Annotated in this window: 13 protein-coding genes; 6 read left to right on the top strand and 7 right to left on the bottom strand. The window is 61.4% G+C overall.

What is annotated here, in order from left to right:
* Positions 1-188: 188 nt before the first annotated feature.
* Both B9H00_RS10785 and rpiB read right to left on the bottom strand, forming a co-directional pair.
* Positions 189-1,169, bottom strand: coding sequence for a sugar-binding transcriptional regulator (locus B9H00_RS10785; RefSeq protein ID WP_086900670.1), 981 nt, complete (start codon positions 1,167-1,169; stop codon positions 189-191).
* A gap of 191 nt (positions 1,170-1,360) precedes the next feature.
* Positions 1,361-1,837, bottom strand: a complete 477-nt coding sequence (rpiB, locus tag B9H00_RS10780; protein ID WP_086900669.1) for a ribose 5-phosphate isomerase B — start codon at positions 1,835-1,837, stop codon at positions 1,361-1,363.
* 406 nt (positions 1,838-2,243) lie between these two features.
* On the opposite strand from rpiB, the gene B9H00_RS10775 reads away from it, so the two are divergent.
* From B9H00_RS10775 to tkt, 3 genes are all read left to right on the top strand, one after another.
* Positions 2,244-3,959, top strand: a complete 1,716-nt coding sequence (locus B9H00_RS10775) for a dihydroxyacetone kinase family protein (protein WP_086900668.1) — start codon at positions 2,244-2,246, stop codon at positions 3,957-3,959.
* Between the two features lie 34 nt (positions 3,960-3,993).
* Positions 3,994-4,758 (top strand): triose-phosphate isomerase family protein, encoded by a 765-nt coding sequence (locus B9H00_RS10770; RefSeq protein WP_086900667.1) that lies wholly within the window; start codon positions 3,994-3,996, stop codon positions 4,756-4,758.
* A 202-nt stretch (positions 4,759-4,960) separates the two neighbouring features.
* Positions 4,961-6,958, top strand: coding sequence for a transketolase (tkt, locus tag B9H00_RS10765; RefSeq protein WP_086900666.1), 1,998 nt, complete (start codon positions 4,961-4,963; stop codon positions 6,956-6,958).
* Between the two features lie 143 nt (positions 6,959-7,101).
* On the opposite strand, the gene B9H00_RS10760 is transcribed toward tkt, so the two are convergent.
* Positions 7,102-8,154, bottom strand: coding sequence for a class I fructose-bisphosphate aldolase (locus tag B9H00_RS10760; protein ID WP_086900665.1), 1,053 nt, complete (start codon positions 8,152-8,154; stop codon positions 7,102-7,104).
* A gap of 422 nt (positions 8,155-8,576) precedes the next feature.
* Between B9H00_RS10760 and B9H00_RS10755 the strand changes: the two genes are divergently transcribed.
* Both B9H00_RS10755 and B9H00_RS10750 read left to right on the top strand, forming a co-directional pair.
* Positions 8,577-9,740, top strand: coding sequence for a phosphoglycerate kinase (locus B9H00_RS10755; protein ID WP_086900664.1), 1,164 nt, complete (start codon positions 8,577-8,579; stop codon positions 9,738-9,740).
* A gap of 172 nt (positions 9,741-9,912) precedes the next feature.
* On the top strand, positions 9,913-10,356 hold the full coding sequence (locus tag B9H00_RS10750) for a hypothetical protein (protein ID WP_086900663.1): 444 nt from the start codon (positions 9,913-9,915) through the stop codon (positions 10,354-10,356).
* A 35-nt stretch (positions 10,357-10,391) separates the two neighbouring features.
* On the opposite strand, the gene B9H00_RS10745 is transcribed toward B9H00_RS10750, so the two are convergent.
* The 3 genes from B9H00_RS10745 to B9H00_RS10735 form a co-directional block, all read right to left on the bottom strand.
* Entirely contained in the window at positions 10,392-12,158 is a 1,767-nt protein-coding gene (locus B9H00_RS10745; protein ID WP_086900662.1) for a methyl-accepting chemotaxis protein, read from the bottom strand.
* A gap of 172 nt (positions 12,159-12,330) precedes the next feature.
* Positions 12,331-13,197: a M23 family metallopeptidase gene (locus tag B9H00_RS10740; protein ID WP_086900661.1), complete on the bottom strand. Its 867-nt coding sequence runs from the start codon at positions 13,195-13,197 to the stop codon at positions 12,331-12,333.
* Positions 13,198-13,221: 24 nt separating this feature from the next.
* Positions 13,222-14,031, bottom strand: a complete 810-nt coding sequence (locus B9H00_RS10735) for a TraX family protein (protein ID WP_086900660.1) — start codon at positions 14,029-14,031, stop codon at positions 13,222-13,224.
* Positions 14,032-14,122: 91 nt separating this feature from the next.
* Here B9H00_RS10735 and B9H00_RS10730 point away from each other — a divergent pair, with 91 nt between their 5' ends.
* Positions 14,123-15,157, top strand: coding sequence for an oxidoreductase (locus B9H00_RS10730; RefSeq protein ID WP_086900659.1), 1,035 nt, complete (start codon positions 14,123-14,125; stop codon positions 15,155-15,157).
* Positions 15,158-15,172: 15 nt separating this feature from the next.
* On the opposite strand, the gene B9H00_RS10725 is transcribed toward B9H00_RS10730, so the two are convergent.
* Positions 15,173-16,648, bottom strand: coding sequence for a protein adenylyltransferase SelO (locus B9H00_RS10725; protein WP_086900658.1), 1,476 nt, complete (start codon positions 16,646-16,648; stop codon positions 15,173-15,175).
* Positions 16,649-16,670 lie beyond the last annotated feature (22 nt).

Raw genomic sequence — 16,670 nt, 5'->3', positions numbered from 1 at the left:
CGACTAAAGTTATTCAGGTGAACAGGGTATAGCAACGCGAACATTTCTACAGAAGGGGAACATTGGTACAGGACATGTCTCGACAAAAGATTAACCTGAACAGTGTCAGGCATGGCAAGGACCGACCTCTGTCAGTCCTGCCCAGTGAAGGGGTGTCGTGAAAGGATACTGCGGGGGCGAACGAGGGCTTATCCCTCGCTTTTGAGGCGCGTGGCCTCATCCAGGTGCAAAAGGGTATGCGCATTGGTAGCGCTGGTGGCGAGCACATCGATCACCCCGGTGCGTAGCGCCCCCAGAATACCGGCAGCCTTGGTGCTTTCACTGGCAATCGCGATCACCTCGGGAATACGTGCCAGATCCGCGATGGTCAATCCGATGACACGACCCTGCATGGGGGTGGTGGATGCGCGGCCGTTCAGGTCGATGAAGTCATACCCCATCATGTCGCCGACCGTACCGGACAGGCGCGCCTCGGCGATCTCCTGCGGCGAGAACCAGCCCATGCGTACCATGTTGCTGTCTTCCGACAGATCCCCCACGCCGATCATGGCAATATCAGCCCGTCGGGCGCGATCCAGCGTCTGGCGCACGGTGGGGTTTTCCAGCATGGCATCACGAAGCTCGGTACTGGCTACCATGGCCGGTGCATAGAGTGTTTCACTCTCGCCGCCGAATCTGGCCGCCAGACGTCGACAGATATGATCAGGGTTCATGTATTCCCCGGCACGCAGCGAACCACCAATGGCGCAGATGAACGAGCATTGCCGGGTGCGCTGGGTAAAGACGTTGTCGGCCACGGTGCCGACATTGCGCCCCATGCCAACGGCCACAATGGTGCCGTCTTCAAGGGTTCTGGAAAGATGATCGGCCACCAGACTCGAGACCTCATGGCGCTGCTGCTCGGCATCCGCGCAGTCGAGTGCAATCAGTGCCCGGCGGATGCCAAAGCGCCGGATCAGCGCCTGTTCGATCTCGGCGGACACCGAAGGATGGTGACGCACCCGCACATCAACGATGCCTTCGGACTGAGCGCGCTTGAGCATGCGCCCGACCTTGATGCGTGACATACCCATGCGCCCGGCAATCGCCTCCTGGGTTTCACCCTGCATGTAATACAGGCTGGCAATCTCGGTCATCAACGCGATATCGGGATCGGCACGCTCGTTCATGGGGTCTCCGGATCAGAGGCATGGGATTGATGGTGGCGGGAAGATACCTGCAAGCACTGTCCATGTCACAGTAGATGGACCGAAACAGGTCGCGGTTCATCCAAAAAGGGGCAGTACGCTGGCTTGCCGTACTACCCCATCACGTCGACCCATATGCCCTGCCTTGTCAGACAGAACCATGGTCAGGCGGATTATGCCTTGCCGTGCTGTTCCTGCTCGTAGGCCGCGATGCGGTCGACCTTGGCCTGGGAGCCGCCGCCGCTGAACTCGCTCTCAAGAAAGGACTCGGCAATCTTCTTGGCAAGCTCGACACCGATCACACGAGCGCCCATGGTCAATATCTGCGCATCGTTACTCTTGCGCGCGCGCTCGGCAGAATAGGTGTCATGCGCCTGCGCAGCACGAATGCCCGGCACCTTGTTGGCCGAGATAGCCACGCCAATGCCCGTGCCACAGATCAGAATGGCGCGATCGACCTTGCCGTCCTTGACTGCATGAGCGGCGGCAAAGGCGATATCGGGATAGAGCACCGGTTCGGCATTATGGGTGCCGAAGTCCTCGACCTCGTGACCCAGCGAACGCACGTGCTCCACCATGGCCTGCTTCATGTCATAAGCGGCTTCATCACATCCGAGTGCGACCCGAAGCCTTTTGGTCTCTACTGTCATGATCTCTCCTGGTGAACGGTCACCGTCTGCGTTGACATCCTTCTAGAGTACGCCCTGCCGATCATATGAACAAAACGTATTCATATGAAAAATATTTCAGCTCCTACAAACTGCGCCAAAAAACACCCTCGAAGGTCGACAATATCACTCGCCAACCAATAAATACGTCATTACACCCCCGACCAAAGGCGATATTAAAACCAAAGTCTCATGCGAACACATCGAGCCCAGCGCTAATATGGCCTGAATGCTTTAACAAATGTACATATCAGGATCATATTATCATTCTGACCATTTCCTGTTCGAGTGCGCACCGCACACGAAGGGGAGAGAGGTTTTCAGCGCTCCTTGAGTACAAGGTTGCGCAATGCCTGGTCATTTTCGCCTTATCAGGAGTACGCCCGTCATGACACGCCTTTTCAACGACCCGATTGCCTTTGTCGACGAAGCCACCGAAGGCTTTGTGGCCGCTCACGCTCACCGGGTACGCCAGGTGCCCGGTGGGGTGATCCGCAGTACAAAAAGCGAGCCCAATACCGTCGCGGTCGTGATCGGCGGCGGCTCAGGCCACTACCCCGCCTTTTGCGGCCTGGTCGGGCAGGGGCTGGCGCACGGAGCGGCCATGGGCAACCTGTTTGCCTCGCCCTCGGCCCAGCAGATCTATTCGGTCGCTCGTGCCGCCAATAACGGTGCCGGCGTTTTGCTGAGCTACGGCAACTATGCCGGCGACGTGCTGCATTTTGGTCAGGCACGTGATCGCCTGATCAGCGAAGGCATCCCATGCGAGATGGTCAAGGTCATCGATGACGTCTCCAGCGCCAGTCTTGAAGAGATCCAGAAGCGCCGTGGCATTGCCGGTGACCTGACCGTATTCAAGATCGCCTCGGCCGCCGCCGAAGCCGGCTATTCGCTTGAAGACGTGGTCCGTGTGGCGGAGGCAGCCAACCTGCGCACCCGCTCCTTTGGCGTGGCCTTTGACGGCTGTACCCTGCCCGGCGCCGACGACGCCCTCTTCCACGTGCCGGAAGGCAAGATGGCCGTCGGCCTCGGTATCCACGGCGAGCCCGGCATCAGTGAACAGGATATTCCCACCGCCGACGAGCTGGCCGAACTGCTGGTCAAGCGACTGCTTGAAGAGCTGCCTGAAGGTGTGGGCAGCGCAAAAGGTGCCCGTGCCTCGGTGCTGCTCAACGGCCTGGGGACGGTAAAATATGAAGAGCTGTTCGTGGTCTATCGTCGCGTCAATCAGCTGCTGAAAGAGGCAGGCCTTGAGATTGTCGAACCCGAAGTGGGTGAGCTGGTCACCAGTCTGGACATGGCCGGCGCGTCACTGACCCTGTTCTGGCTCGACGACGAGCTTGAGAAGTTCTGGGCGGCGCCCTGCGATACCCCTGCCTACAGCAAGGGCAGCGTCGTCAGTGCCGAGCAGCTCGATGCAGCAGAACTTGATATCCCCGACCCGGACGCCATCCCCGACGCCACGGAAGAATCGAAGGAAGCCGCAGCAAAGGTGCTGGCGGCACTTGAGGTCACCTATCAGGTGATTGAAGAAAACGAAGAGGAATTCGGCCGCATCGATGCTGTCGCCGGCGATGGCGATCACGGCATTGGCATGGCCCGTGGCGGCAAGGCAGCGCTTGAAAAGGGTCGTGACGTCAAGGAGCGCGGCGCAGGCGCCGGATCACTGCTGCGCATGGCGGGCGATGCCTGGGCCGACAAGGCAGGCGGCACATCAGGCGCGATCTGGGGCTCGGCGCTTCACTCGCTGGCGATGGCCATCGGTGACGAGAAAAAGCCAGATGCCGCTCGGATCGCTCAGGGCGTGCGGGACGCACGCGACAACATCATGCACTTTGGCAAGGCAAAGGTCGGCGACAAGACCCTGGTCGACGTGCTGGTCCCCTTCAGCGAGGTACTGACAGAGCGCGTCGAGGCTGGCGATGATCTGAAAACGGCCTGGCAGGCCGGGGCTGACCGCGCCGAACAGGCAGCGAAGGAGACGGCCGATCTCGTACCAAAGATCGGACGCGCCCGCCCGCTGGCAGAGAAAAGCAAGGGTACGCCAGACGCCGGCGCCGTCTCGCTGTCCATGATCATCCGTGCCGTGGTAGATGTGCTCTAGGCGATTATTCAGGATCTGACCACAGGAGAGAGACATGGCCGCCCCCCTGCTTATCGGGACCAGCCTCAAGATGTATTTCGGCTATCAGCAGACGCTGGACTGGTGCCGTCAGGTGACCGACATTGCCCGTCAGCACCCTGCCGTCACGCAGGGGCACGCCGCGCTATTCATCATGCCCTCCTTTCCGACGCTGGCGCCGGTACTCGAGATCGTGCGCGACACCGATATCCGCATCGGCGCGCAGAACCTTTCCGACCAGCCCGCCGGCGCCTGGACCGGCGAGGTCAGCGCCGCCATGCTGGCGGAGATGGGCTGTCGCTGCGTGGAAGTAGGACATGCCGAGCGCCGCCGCCACTTTCATGAAGACGAGGCGCTGATCGCGGCCAAAACGGCTCAGGCCATGGCCAACGGTCTCTCGCCTGTCCTGTGCGTGGGCGAGGTGGAGGAAGGCGCCCCGGAGCGCGCGGCCGGAGAGTGCATTCGTCAGGTGGCCAGTGCCATGGCCGACGTTTCACAGCCCAGACAGGCCGACCTGATCGTGGCCTATGAGCCGCACTGGGCCATCGGCGCGCCTCAGCCGGCACCGAGAGAGCACATCAGCGCGGTATGCACAAGGCTTCAGGCCTGGCTGGACGGTCACGGTGGCGGGCGCGTCATCTATGGCGGCAGCGCCGGCCCGGGCCTGCTCTCGCGCCTTGAAGGCAGCGTTCAGGGCATGTTTCTGGGCCGCTTTGTGCATGACGCACGTGCCTTCGAGAAGATTCTTGATGAGGTCATGACGCTTCACGAGGCGTCCTGATAACGCAGGCTCATGATCCGACCCGCTGGTTTCAGCACATCCTTCTTGATACCTGGGGGGCGACATCACCATTTCATGCAGCTACTCTTGGCGAATAAAGATGTGCGACATCGATGCGGGCGCTGGTGCCACGGCCCATGATTCTGGTCGATAGCGCCAACGTCCCTTTCACCACCACCATCAGGCAGGAGTTCACAAAGATATGACCTCGCGTCGTCACCTCGCCAATGCCATCCGTGCGCTTTCGATGGATGCCGTGCAAAAGGCCAACTCCGGCCACCCGGGCATGCCGATGGGCATGGCTGACATCGCAGAAGTGCTTTGGAACGATCACCTCAGACACAATCCGGCCAACCCGGACTGGGCCGAACGTGACCGCTTCATTCTTTCCAACGGTCACGGCTCGATGCTGCACTATTCGCTGCTGCATCTCACCGGCTACGACCTGCCGATGGAAGAGCTCAAGAATTTCCGCCAGCTGGGCTCCAAAACGCCCGGCCACCCGGAACATGGCTACACCCAGGGCATCGAGACCACCACCGGCCCGCTGGGTCAGGGTCTGGCCAATGCCGTCGGCATGGCGGTCGCTGAACGTACGCTGGCCGCCCAGTTCAATCGTGACGGTCACGACATCATCAATCACCGCACCTGGGTATTCGCAGGTGACGGCTGCCTGATGGAAGGCATCAGCCATGAGGCCTGCTCGCTGGCCGGTACGCTGGGCCTGGGCAATCTGGTCGTGTTCTATGACGACAACGGCATCTCGATTGATGGCGAAGTCGAAGGCTGGTTCACCGACGATACTGCTACCCGCTTTGAAGCCTATCACTGGAACGTCATCCGTGACGTCGACGGCCACGATGCCGAGCAGATCGACGCCGCCATCCGTGAAGCCAAGGAAGTCACCGACAAGCCGACGCTGATCATCTGCAAGACCGTGATCGGCTTTGGTTCGCCCAACAAGGCCGGCAAGGAAGAAAGCCACGGTGCAGCGCTGGGCGAAGAAGAAGTCGAAGCCGCACGCAAGCAGCTGGGCTGGGAATACGGCGCGTTCGAAATTCCCGACGATATCTACAAGGCGTGGGATGCCCGCGACAAGGGCCAGCAGCTCGAAGACGAGTACAAGCAGAAGATGGCCGCCTATGAAAAGGCCCATCCGGAACTCGCCAAAGAGCTACAGCGTCGCTACGACGGCAAGCTGCCAGAGAACTTTGACGGCGATGCCCTGATCAAGCGTGCCCAGGAAAAATCCGAAACTACCGCTTCGCGCAAGGCATCCCTTGGCGTACTCAACGAGCTGGCGCCGGATCTGCCCGAACTCTTCGGCGGCAGTGCCGACCTGGCACCGTCCAACCTGACCCTGTGGAAAGGCGCCAAGGCCGTCAGCAAGGACAACTTCAACGGCAGCTACCTGCACTACGGTGTACGCGAATTCGGCATGGGCGCGATTGCCAACGGTATCGCCACCCACGGCGGCTTCATCCCCTATGACGCCACCTTCCTGGTGTTCATGGAATACATGCACAACGCCGTACGCATGTCAGCGCTGTCGCACACCCGCATCCTGCACATCTTCACCCACGACTCTATCGGTCTGGGCGAAGACGGTCCGACCCACCAGCCGGTCGAGCAGCTGGCCGATCTTCGCAACCTGCCGGGTCTGGCCACATGGCGCCCCTGTGACGCCACTGAAACGGCCGCCTCCTGGGTGGAAGGCCTGATGCGTGAAACCGGCCCCACGGCGCTGATCTTCTCGCGTCAGGATCTGCCGGCCCAGTCTCGCAACGACGAGCAGCTCAAGAACATCCGTCGCGGCGGCTATGTCCTCAAGGACGCCGAAGGCGGCCAGCCGGATCTGATCCTGATCGCGACCGGCTCTGAAGTCGGCCTGGCGATGGACGCCGCTGGCGAACTCGAAGGCAAGGGTCAGAAGGTTCGCGTGGTCTCCATGCCCTGCACGACCAAGTTTGACGAGCAGGACGAGTCGTATCGCGAATCCGTACTGCCCAACAGCGTACGCAAGCGCATGGCGATCGAGGCGGCCATTCCGTCGACCTGGTACAAGTACGTCGGCCTTGATGGTCACGTGTTCGGCATGACCACCTATGGTGAATCCGGCAAGGCGGGTGATCTGTTCAAGCACTTCGGCTTTACCGTCGAGAAGGTCGTCGAGCGCGCAGAAACCATGCTCAAGGCGTAATTCGCCAACCCATGCCGGGCGGCCCTCACCGCTCGGTACTTCAAAGACCCAATGTGCCGTAGACAGGGGGTCTTTGAAGACAAAAAGAAAGGGCCCGGCAAATTGCCGGGCCCTTTTGCGTTTCAAGCGTTAGAACATCTCCATCAGGCGATGGTGATGTCCTTGTCGAGATAGACATCCTGAATGGCATTCAGAAGGGCCACGCCCTCTTCACGCGACTTCTGGAACGCCTTGCGTCCGGAAATCAGACCCATGCCACCGGCACGCTTGTTGATGACGGCGGTACGGACCGCTTCACCCATGTCGGAATGGCCCTTGGAACCACCACCGGAGTTGATCAGTCCGGCACGGCCCATGAAGCTGTTGACGACCTGATAGCGCGTCCAGTCGATCGGGTTATCGCTGAGCAGCTCGTCATAGACGCGATCATGCGTGTGACCGAAGCCGACCGCGCGATAGCCACCGTTGTTCTCCGGCAGCTTCTGCTTGACGATATCGGCATTGATGGTCGCCGCCAGATGCACGGCCTGACTGGTGAGGTCAGAAGAGACGTGATAGTCGACGCCGTTTTTCTTGAACTCGGGGTTACGCAGGTAGGACCACAGTACGGTGACCATGCCCAGCTCATGCGCCCGTTCGAAGGCTTCGCTGATTTCCTGAATCTGGCGACGGCTTTCCGGCGAGCCGAAATAGATGGTCGCACCGACCGCGACACATCCCATGTCATGTGCCTGCTCGACCTGCGCGAACAGCGTCTGGTCGTAGATGGCCGGATAGGTCAGCGTCTCGTTATGGTTGAGTTTGACCATCATCGGGATGCGATGCGCGTAGCGACGCGCGACCGAAGACAGTACGCCCAGCGTGGAGGCTACGCAGTTGCAGCCGCCTTCGATGGCCAGCTCAACGATGTTTTTCGGGTCAAAGTACTGCGGATTGGGCGCAAAGGAGGCGCCGGCCGAGTGCTCGATGCCCTGATCCACCGGCAGCATGCTGACGTAACCTGTGCCACCGAGTCGACCATGGTTGAAAATGGTCTGCATGTTACGCAGTACGTGCGGCGAGCGGCTGCTGTCCATCATGACCCGATTAACGAAATCGGGACCAGGCAGGTGCAGGTCCTCTTTCTTGAATCCGGCACAGGTATGGTTCAACAGGCTATCCGCTTCCTCTCCCAGCAGCCTGGCGATATCTGTCATTATCTTCATCCTCTTTTCTACGAAAGATTTTGCATTGCCGCCGGCCAATGCCGAGGCTCGGACAGCATAAGCAACTATACGTTGCAGTTCATGTCATGTTTTGTCAGTAGTATTCAAGCATGAAGGGGGTTGCACTGCATGCCTGTCATGGACGATCACATATTCAGGGCCGTCATGACTGGTTCCCATTGTGAGCCGACAAGGCCATGGACCACTTGACCGCGATGCGCGCTGCCATCGCCCTATAGACGAAAGTCTCATGCGCATGAGGACGTCCTGGCAGTCAATAATGGCGCCCGGCGCTGCTGTCTTCGCTTTCCGTGTCCCTGCTATGCTGAAAGCTGTTCAAATCGGCCCTGGCAACACTGCAGAGCCACCACCGCTCAATGCCGACCACTTATCATTACTACGGGAGTAGCGACATGACTGTGCGCAAGATGTCCGAGCTGAACCTCGCCGGCCAGCGCGTCCTGATCCGTCAGGACCTTAACGTGCCGATCAAGGATGGAAAGGTCACTTCGGATGCCCGCATTCGTGCCAGCCTGCCCACCATTCGCACGGCCCTTGAACAAAACGCTCGTATCATGCTGATGAGTCACCTGGGGCGCCCCACCGAAGGAGAGCCCAATGATGAGGAATCACTGGCACCGGTGGCCAACCACTTGGGAGAACTGCTGGGCATGACGGTTCGTCTGGAGCGTGACTATCTGGAGCAGGACCCCGAAGTGCAGGAAGGGGAAGTCGTGCTGCTGGAAAATGTGCGCTTCAACAAGGGCGAGAAAAAGGATGACGAGGCCCTGGCGAAAAAATACGCCAGCCTTTGCGACATCTACGTGATGGACGCCTTCGGCACCGCGCACCGCGCCCAGGCCTCTACTCACGGTGTGGCCCGCTTTGCGCCGGATGCCTGCGCCGGCCCGCTGCTCTCCTCGGAGCTGGACGCGCTCGAGAAGGCCCTTTCCAGCCCGAAGCGTCCGATGGTCGCCATCGTGGGCGGCTCCAAGGTCTCCTCCAAGCTCGAAGTCCTCAACGCCCTGTCCGAGAAGTGCGACCAGCTGATCGTGGGCGGCGGTATCGCCAACACCTTCATTGCCGCCGCGGGTTACAACGTTGGCAAGTCACTTTATGAAGCCGACCTGGTCGATCAGGCCAAAGCGCTCATGGACAGGGTCAACGTGCCCCTGCCCATCGATGTGGTCGTGGCCACCGAGTTTTCCGACAAGGCCGAAGCCGTCATCCGCAACGTCGATGACGTCCGCGATGACGAGATGATCCTTGATGTCGGCCCCCAGACCGCACAGACCTATGCCGAATCCCTGCGTGAAGCCGGTACCATCCTGTGGAACGGCCCGGTGGGCGTGTTCGAGATCGATCAGTTCAGCGCTGGCACGAAGGCCATGGCACACGCCATCGCCGACAGCGACGGCTTCTCGATTGCCGGTGGCGGTGACACGCTCGCGGCCATCGACAAGTACAGCGTCACCGACGATATCTCCTATATCTCCACCGGTGGCGGTGCGTTTCTCGAGTACGTTGAAGGCAAGACCCTGCCGGCCGTCAGCGCCCTGCGTGATGCGGCCAAATAACGTCTGACCTCACGGCGCCGGATGGCGGCCGTTGAAGGACAGACGTTGAAGGACAGAAAAGTGGCCCTGTTCCGGCAAGGAACAGGGCCACTTTTGTAACACCTTTTTGCAAGCATGTTTCCGTGGCACCCTCTCGGCGCTACACTGCGACAAAGTGCAAAACAGGCTCTCCATGAACAAACGACTCTTTTATGCCGGTAGCTGGCCCGATTCCGCCGCCCTGCTCGAAGGCGCCCTGTGGGTAGGCTATGCCTGGAGCATTCAGTGGTCGCTGGTCCATCATCAGAGCCTGGTCTTTTTGCTGGCGACCCTTGTGGTGCTGGTCTGTGCACTGACCACACTCATGTGGCAGCCGCTGAAGCTCACACTGGCCCGCTACCGGGTCAGAAAGCGGCGCACCGAAATGTGGATGCATATCCTCTACCCACCGATGCTGCTGGCCCCGCCACTGTGGTGGCTGCTGGAGCGCCTGGTCGGCAACCTGCCCGACGCCCAGCAGTGGACACTGGCCTGCCTTCTGATGACGGTCGGCTGGCTGGTCTTTCTGATCTCGCTTTTGATCAAGCGTCTGATCCGCCAGTACCGTCAGTCCTTGAGCGATCACGCCGCAGACTGACGGTCCACCCTGGACCCCTTGCGCCTCCAAACCCCTTAGAAGCTTTCCCACTCCTCGACCGCCGTATCTCTGGACGAGGCGCGCGAGGCGTCCGGCCGGGAGAGTTTTCTTGCCGGAGTTTCAGTGTTTCGAGCACTTCTGGAGGCCGTTGACGGCCGCGTCGAGGCTCCGTGCGCCCTCGGCGACTCGGCCACCACCGGGCTGATCGTCATCGAATCGGACAGGCGAAAGAACGAGACGGCCTCGACCAGCGCCCGTGACTGCTGATGCAGCCTTCGGGAGGCGTCACCACTTTGTTCCACCATGAGCGCGTTGTGTTGCGTGGTCTGATCAAGCTGGCCGATCGCCTCACCCACCTGGCTGACACCGGTGCTCTGTTCGGCACTGGCCCGGCTGATATCGCCCATGAGGTGGTGTACGCGCTTGATGGAAGTCACGACTTCCCCAATGGTCTGCCCGGCCTGATCCACCAGTGCCGTTCCCTCTTCGGTACGGGTCACGCTTTCCGAGATCAGCGCATTGATTTCGCGCGCGGCCTCGGCACTGCGGCTGGCCAGATTTCTCACCTCGCCGGCCACGACGGCAAAACCACGACCCTGCTCACCGGCACGGGCGGCCTCGACCGAGGCATTGAGCGCCAGAATATTGGTCTGAAAGGCGATGTTGTCGATGACGCTGATGATTTCCGAGATACGTCGGGCGCCGTCGTTGATGCCCTTCATGGTGACCACCACACTGCCAAACACTTCGCCGCCTCGCTCGGCCACCCCGGCGGCGCTTGTGGCCAGCTGCTCGGCATCGCGGGCGTTATCGGCATTCTGGCGCACCGTGGCGCTGAGCTCCTCCATGGCGGCCGCCGTCTGCTCCAGCGCACTGGCCTGCTGCTCGGTGCGCGAGGAAAGCTGACTGTTGCCCTGCTCGATGTGATCGCTGGCATGAGCCACTTCATGCGCCGAGCGACGGACATCGGCCACGGTCTCCTGCAGCCGGTCCGCCGTGCGGCTCAGCGCAGCCATGATGCTGCGATCCTTCTCCTGATAAACCTTGCGAGCCGCATCCAGCTCACCACGACCAAGCGCCTCGGCCAGCGCCCGGACATCATCGGGTTCGGCCCCCAGCGTTTTCAGCAATTGCCGCGTGATCAATGTGGCAATCGCAATGCCCAGCAGCACCGCCAGTGCACACAGGGTAATCATGGTGGTTTTGAAGCCACCACTGATACCGCGTACCACGACGGCCTCGGCATGATTCATGGCTTCCTGATGATCGATGAAGGCATTGATCGAGGCCAGCCAGTCCACGAAGGCCGGGCGTGCCTGAGACAGCAGCAATGAGCGAGCGCCCTCGATGTCACCGTTGCGGCGCGCCTGGAGCACACGATCAATCAACGGCATGGTGCGATCGTGTACCGCGTTGATGCTGGTCAGAAGTCGCTGGTCTTCGGCGGTAAACTGTTGGGCATCTGCCGCCATGGCAGCCATGCTGGCCGCAGCGGTCTGGTAATCCGCCGTCAGCTTGTCGATCAGCGCCGTAACCTGAGGCAATTCGCTGTCGCTCACCAGCGTGGCATCTCTCAGCGCAATGGCCCGGTCATGAACGCTGCCACGATAGTCGATGGCATGACGCTGCTTGACGCTATTCACGTCATTGATATGAGTCAGCCCACGGTCAATCTCACCGACGCGCCAGACACCGATGGCCGTCAGCAGAACAATCAGGAAAAGCACCGTAGAGAAGCCGAGCATCATGCGGGTGCGAACGCGCATGTTCGAGAAGGTTGAAACGCCTGACGCCATCGCCATGTGAACACCTGCCTGTATTAGCGCACGATTAATTAATGCGCGATTTATATGGACAGAAGTTATCGCCTTGCATCGAGCTGACTTGAGCCACATGGCCGTTGAAATATCTTATGACAGTGATAGTCACACCGGAGGCTATACCGCCCGGAGCTTCCCCCGGGCGGAAGGACCGCTACTGACGCTCAAGCACCAGTAGCGGATCGATACGGGTATCGAACCAGTTCATGCCCCAGTGTAGATGCGGGCCGGTCGCGCGGCCGGTCGCGCCGACCTCGCCAATCACATCGCCCTGTGCCACACGATCACCTACCTTCACATCCAGCTTTGACAGATGCAGGAAGTTGGAGCTGATGCCGTAACCGTGATCGATCAGCACCGTGCCGCCAGTCAGACACAGATCCGGGTTGGCAAAGGTCACGATCCCGCCGGCCGGCGCCTTGACCGGAGTGCCGGTGGCGGCCGCAATATCCATGCCCGAATGTGCCGAGCCCGGCGTACCGTTGTAGACGCGCTGATTGCCGAAACGTCCGCTGATGCGTCCCTTCACCGGCCAGATAAAGTCCTCGGTGAAATCGGTGATGCGCTCGTCACGCGTGCGCGCCTGGCTGACGCCGGCCTGCTCGCGGCGAATGCGCTCGGCAATTTTGGGCGGCGGCGACACGGTTTTTGGCGGTACGCCGTTGATGCGCTCAACCGGGAAATCCCGCGGCGTCACCCGGATATCCACCGTGCGCGACGGCTCGCCGGGCGGCGTGACGCTGACCTCGCTGTTGCCCGTGGCATCACGGCCAATCCCGAACACGACCGTGCCGTAGTCGGTCACGCCCAGCGTGCGGCCGGCATGAACCACCCGGCTGCCGGGCGGCACCCGACCGATCACCATGCTGCCCTGCTGAACGTGCTCGGGAAAGACGATGGGTACCTGGCTTTCGGCTGCCGCGGGGCCGCTCATCAGCACCCCGGCAAGCATCAGTACCGGCAACAGCCCGGACAGGGCACGGCGCAGGCCGGCGGTCGATAGTGTGGTATCAAAAAACATGGGTCACTCACTCTCGGCAGATGGTCAGGTGGGCAGTAGATAGGGGAGATAGACGATCAGGGCAATCACGGCCAGATGTCCGGGATACCAGCCCAGCCACAGCCAGCGCGGCATGCGCACCACGCCCGGAATCCAGCGTGCCAGCCCCGCCGCGATCACCAGCACCACCAGCGTGGTCGAAAAGGCCACGCTCTTGCTGATGGTGTAAAAGTTGAGCTGCGCCGTGATCAGAAGAATCGGCACGCCGGCCAGCCATGCCCAGATGCGGGCCACGCCATGGTCAAAGTGCTGATAGACCGCCATGGCCAGCATGAATCCCGGTACCATCAGGATACCGAAACGCCCGTACTCCAGCAGTGGCCCCACCGTGTACCAGACGATAATGGACAGCGCCACGGCGGCGGCACTGAGCAGCCGGGCGCGGGCCTCCCGGGGTGGAGACATCAGCAACTGGCGCAGCCAGGCGCCCCAGACCAGCCCGAAGGCGAGCGTGAAGCAGACGTTGATCACCAGCACGCTGGAGTAACGCGGCATCAGCATATAGGGTAACTGGGCGATCAGACCGATGATCAGGATGCGCCGCGCATAGCGCATGGGGTTACGGGTATCAAAGAGCCCATGCCAGGCCACCATGGCGGCAAACAGCGGAAACGCCACCCGCCCGATGGTGGAGCTCGCCCAGCTGAACTGCCAGGACAGCTCGTTGGACAGCGCGTAGCGCACCACGTGATCCACGGTCATGGAGATCAGCGCGAGCCACTTGCCCCAGTCCGTCCAGTGGGACCGGGTCATTCGGCGTTGACTTGCCGGGGCCCCGGCAGTTGTATCGGTCATGCGCGCTCCATCATTTGATCAGATTGTCAGAAGTAACATCCCGGGCCGCGGCCGGCGCGGCGCAAGCTCTCACAGTCAACGGAGACAGTCCATGCACTCCCCCATCAGAACCGTGATTATCGGCTTTGGGCTGGTCGGGCGCGTCTTTCATGCGCCCCTGATTCGCCACACCGATGGCATGACGCTTAAAGGCGTGGTCTCCAGCCGTCCGGACGACGTTCACCGTGAACTGCCGGACATCGACGTCTACGCGAGCCCCGATCAAGCCTTCCGCGACCCGGACGTGGATCTGATCGTGATCGCCTCTCCCAACGATACACATACCTCGCTTGCCATGGCCGCACTTCAGGCCGGCAAGCATGTGGTCATCGACAAGCCCGTGTCGCTGGATGGCGAGGAACTGGAACACATCACCGCCTGTGCCCGCCATCATGACAGGGTTTTCAGCGTCTTCCAGAACCGACGCTGGGACGCCGACTTTCTGACCCTCAAGGGACTGCTGGAGGCCGGTCGTCTGGGAGAAGTGACCCGCTGCCACCTGCACTTTGACCGCTTTCGCCCCGAGGTGCGCGACCGCTGGCGCGAGCGCCCCGGCCCCGGCAGCGGTGCCTGGTATGATCTGGGGTCGCATCTGGCCGATCAGGCCGTGACGCTGTTTGGCACGCCGCGAGGCGTCTACGCCGATCTGGCCACGCTCAGGCCAAACGGCGGCGCCGTGGACTATTTCCACGTGCTGCTGCGCTATGACCATCACCGGGTCGTGCTCTCAAGCCATGCCCTGAGTGCCCATGATGGGCTGCGCTACGCCATTGACGGCACCCGTGCCTCCTGGATCAAGCACGGCATCGACACCCAGGAACAGACCCTGCGCGACGGCGGCACCCCGGGCCAGCCCGGCTGGGGCGAGGACCCGCAGCGTGGCGTGCTCTACCAGGGCGACACCGGCGAGAGCGAGTCCATCGATAACGCCCGGGGTGACTATCGCGCCTACTACGACAATATCGTCGCGCACCTGCAGGGTGAGGCCGAACTCGCCGTGACGCCCGAGCAGGCGCGCGAGGTCATGCGCGTGATCGACGCCGCTCATGAGAGCTGCGCCACCCGATGCGAGGTCGTGCTCGACTAGCGCGTCTTTCCAACATCAGGTACCGCAGAAGGTGCGAAACACGCCTTCATCGGGTGAGGCCGGCAGTGTCCAGGCCTCACGCCCGGGCTGCGCTTCAAACGGGTGAGCGAGAATCTCGCGCAGCGTCTCAAAAGGCGCAAAGTCACCTTCTGCGGCCGCGTTCAGCGCCTGCTCGACGCGATGGTTACGCGGAATATAGAGCGGATTGACGGCCTGCATGCGCTGGGCAATCTCGTCACTTCCAGCCGTCTCACGGGCCAGGCGCTCGCGCCACCGGGGCAGCCACGCGCGGATGTCGGCGTCCTGCTCGAATAGCGCCAGCAGGGCGTCGTCACCCGCCTCGCCAAGGGCACACTCGCCGAGCTGACGAAACGTCAGAGTGAAGTCAGCGCGTCCGGCGCGCATGGCCTCCTGCAGCGCCTCGATCAGTTCCTGATCACCGTCTTCTTCCTGCATCAGCCCCAGCTTTTGTCGCATCACCCCAAGCCAGGCCTCCAGGTACTGCTCGGAGAAGCCCTGCACCACTTCGGTGGCGCGCTCGATGGCCTGCTGCTCGTCACTGTCAAACAGCGGCAGCATCGCCTCAGCCAGACGTGCCATGTTCCACTGCAGAATCATCGGCTGGTTGACGTAAGCGTACCGACCGTTGGTATCAATCGAGCTGAACACGGTTTTCGGGTCAAAGCGCTCCATGAAGGCGCAGGGGCCGAAATCGATGGTCTCGCCGGCAATCGAGATGTTGTCGGTGTTCATCACGCCATGAATGAAGCCCACCCCCATCCAGCGCGCCACCAGCTCGGCCTGACGCTGCTGGATGGCCTTCAGGAGTGCCAGATAGCGATTCTGCTCGCCGGTCTCAGCAAGCGCCGGGTAGTGGCGCTCGATTACGTGATCGGCCAGCGTCTTGACGGCCTCGGCATCATGACGCGAGCCAAAGTACTGAAAGGTCCCTACCCGAATATGGCTTGAGGCCACGCGTGTGAGCACCGCTCCAGGCTCCGGCATGCGCCGCATGACCTGCTCACCGGTGGATACGGCCGCCAGCGCACGGGTGGCGGGAATCCCCATGGCATGCATCGCCTCGCTGACCAGGTATTCGCGCAGCACCGGTCCGAGCGGCGCCCGGCCATCGCCACCGCGCGAAAACGGGGTGCGTCCGGCCCCCTTGAGCTGAATGTCGCGCAGATGCCCGTCGCGGTCGGTCACCTCACCGAGCAGTACTGCACGGCCATCGCCCAGTCGCGGCGAGAAGCCGCCAAACTGATGCCCGGCATAGGCCTGGGCGACAGGCTCGGCCCCGGGGGGCAATTCGTTGCCGGAAAACCAGTCGGCCGCCTGACGCTCATCGAAGGCGGCCAGATCAAAGCCCAGCGTTTCGGCAAGCGTTTGATTGAAGGCGATCAATGCAGGCTTTTCGACGACCACCGGCGTGAAGGGCTCAAAAAAATGGGCGGGAAGCTTCGAATAGCGAAGCGTAAAGGTCGGAAACATGGTGACTCCAGCGGCAGATGCC

The organism is Kushneria marisflavi (assembly GCF_002157205.1).
GTDB lineage: Bacteria > Pseudomonadota > Gammaproteobacteria > Pseudomonadales > Halomonadaceae > Kushneria > Kushneria marisflavi.
This window is presented reverse-complemented; position numbering and strand designations above follow the sequence as displayed.

Bases quoted from the DNA above. Each gene is read 5' to 3' on its own strand.
- B9H00_RS10730 (WP_086900659.1), top strand. From the start codon at position 14,123: ATGCACTCCCCCATCAGAACCGTGATTATCGGCTTTGGGCTGGTCGGG.
- B9H00_RS10725 (WP_086900658.1), bottom strand. From the start codon at position 16,648: ATGTTTCCGACCTTTACGCTTCGCTATTCGAAGCTTCCCGCCCATTTT.
- B9H00_RS10760 (WP_086900665.1), bottom strand. From the start codon at position 8,154: ATGACAGATATCGCCAGGCTGCTGGGAGAGGAAGCGGATAGCCTGTTG.
- B9H00_RS10740 (WP_086900661.1), bottom strand. From the start codon at position 13,197: ATGTTTTTTGATACCACACTATCGACCGCCGGCCTGCGCCGTGCCCTG.
- B9H00_RS10755 (WP_086900664.1), top strand. From the start codon at position 8,577: ATGACTGTGCGCAAGATGTCCGAGCTGAACCTCGCCGGCCAGCGCGTC.
- B9H00_RS10785 (WP_086900670.1), bottom strand. From the start codon at position 1,169: ATGAACGAGCGTGCCGATCCCGATATCGCGTTGATGACCGAGATTGCC.
- B9H00_RS10750 (WP_086900663.1), top strand. From the start codon at position 9,913: ATGAACAAACGACTCTTTTATGCCGGTAGCTGGCCCGATTCCGCCGCC.
- tkt (WP_086900666.1), top strand. From the start codon at position 4,961: ATGACCTCGCGTCGTCACCTCGCCAATGCCATCCGTGCGCTTTCGATG.
- rpiB (WP_086900669.1), bottom strand. From the start codon at position 1,837: ATGACAGTAGAGACCAAAAGGCTTCGGGTCGCACTCGGATGTGATGAA.
- B9H00_RS10770 (WP_086900667.1), top strand. From the start codon at position 3,994: ATGGCCGCCCCCCTGCTTATCGGGACCAGCCTCAAGATGTATTTCGGC.
- B9H00_RS10735 (WP_086900660.1), bottom strand. From the start codon at position 14,031: ATGACCGATACAACTGCCGGGGCCCCGGCAAGTCAACGCCGAATGACC.
- B9H00_RS10745 (WP_086900662.1), bottom strand. From the start codon at position 12,158: ATGGCGATGGCGTCAGGCGTTTCAACCTTCTCGAACATGCGCGTTCGC.
- B9H00_RS10775 (WP_086900668.1), top strand. From the start codon at position 2,244: ATGACACGCCTTTTCAACGACCCGATTGCCTTTGTCGACGAAGCCACC.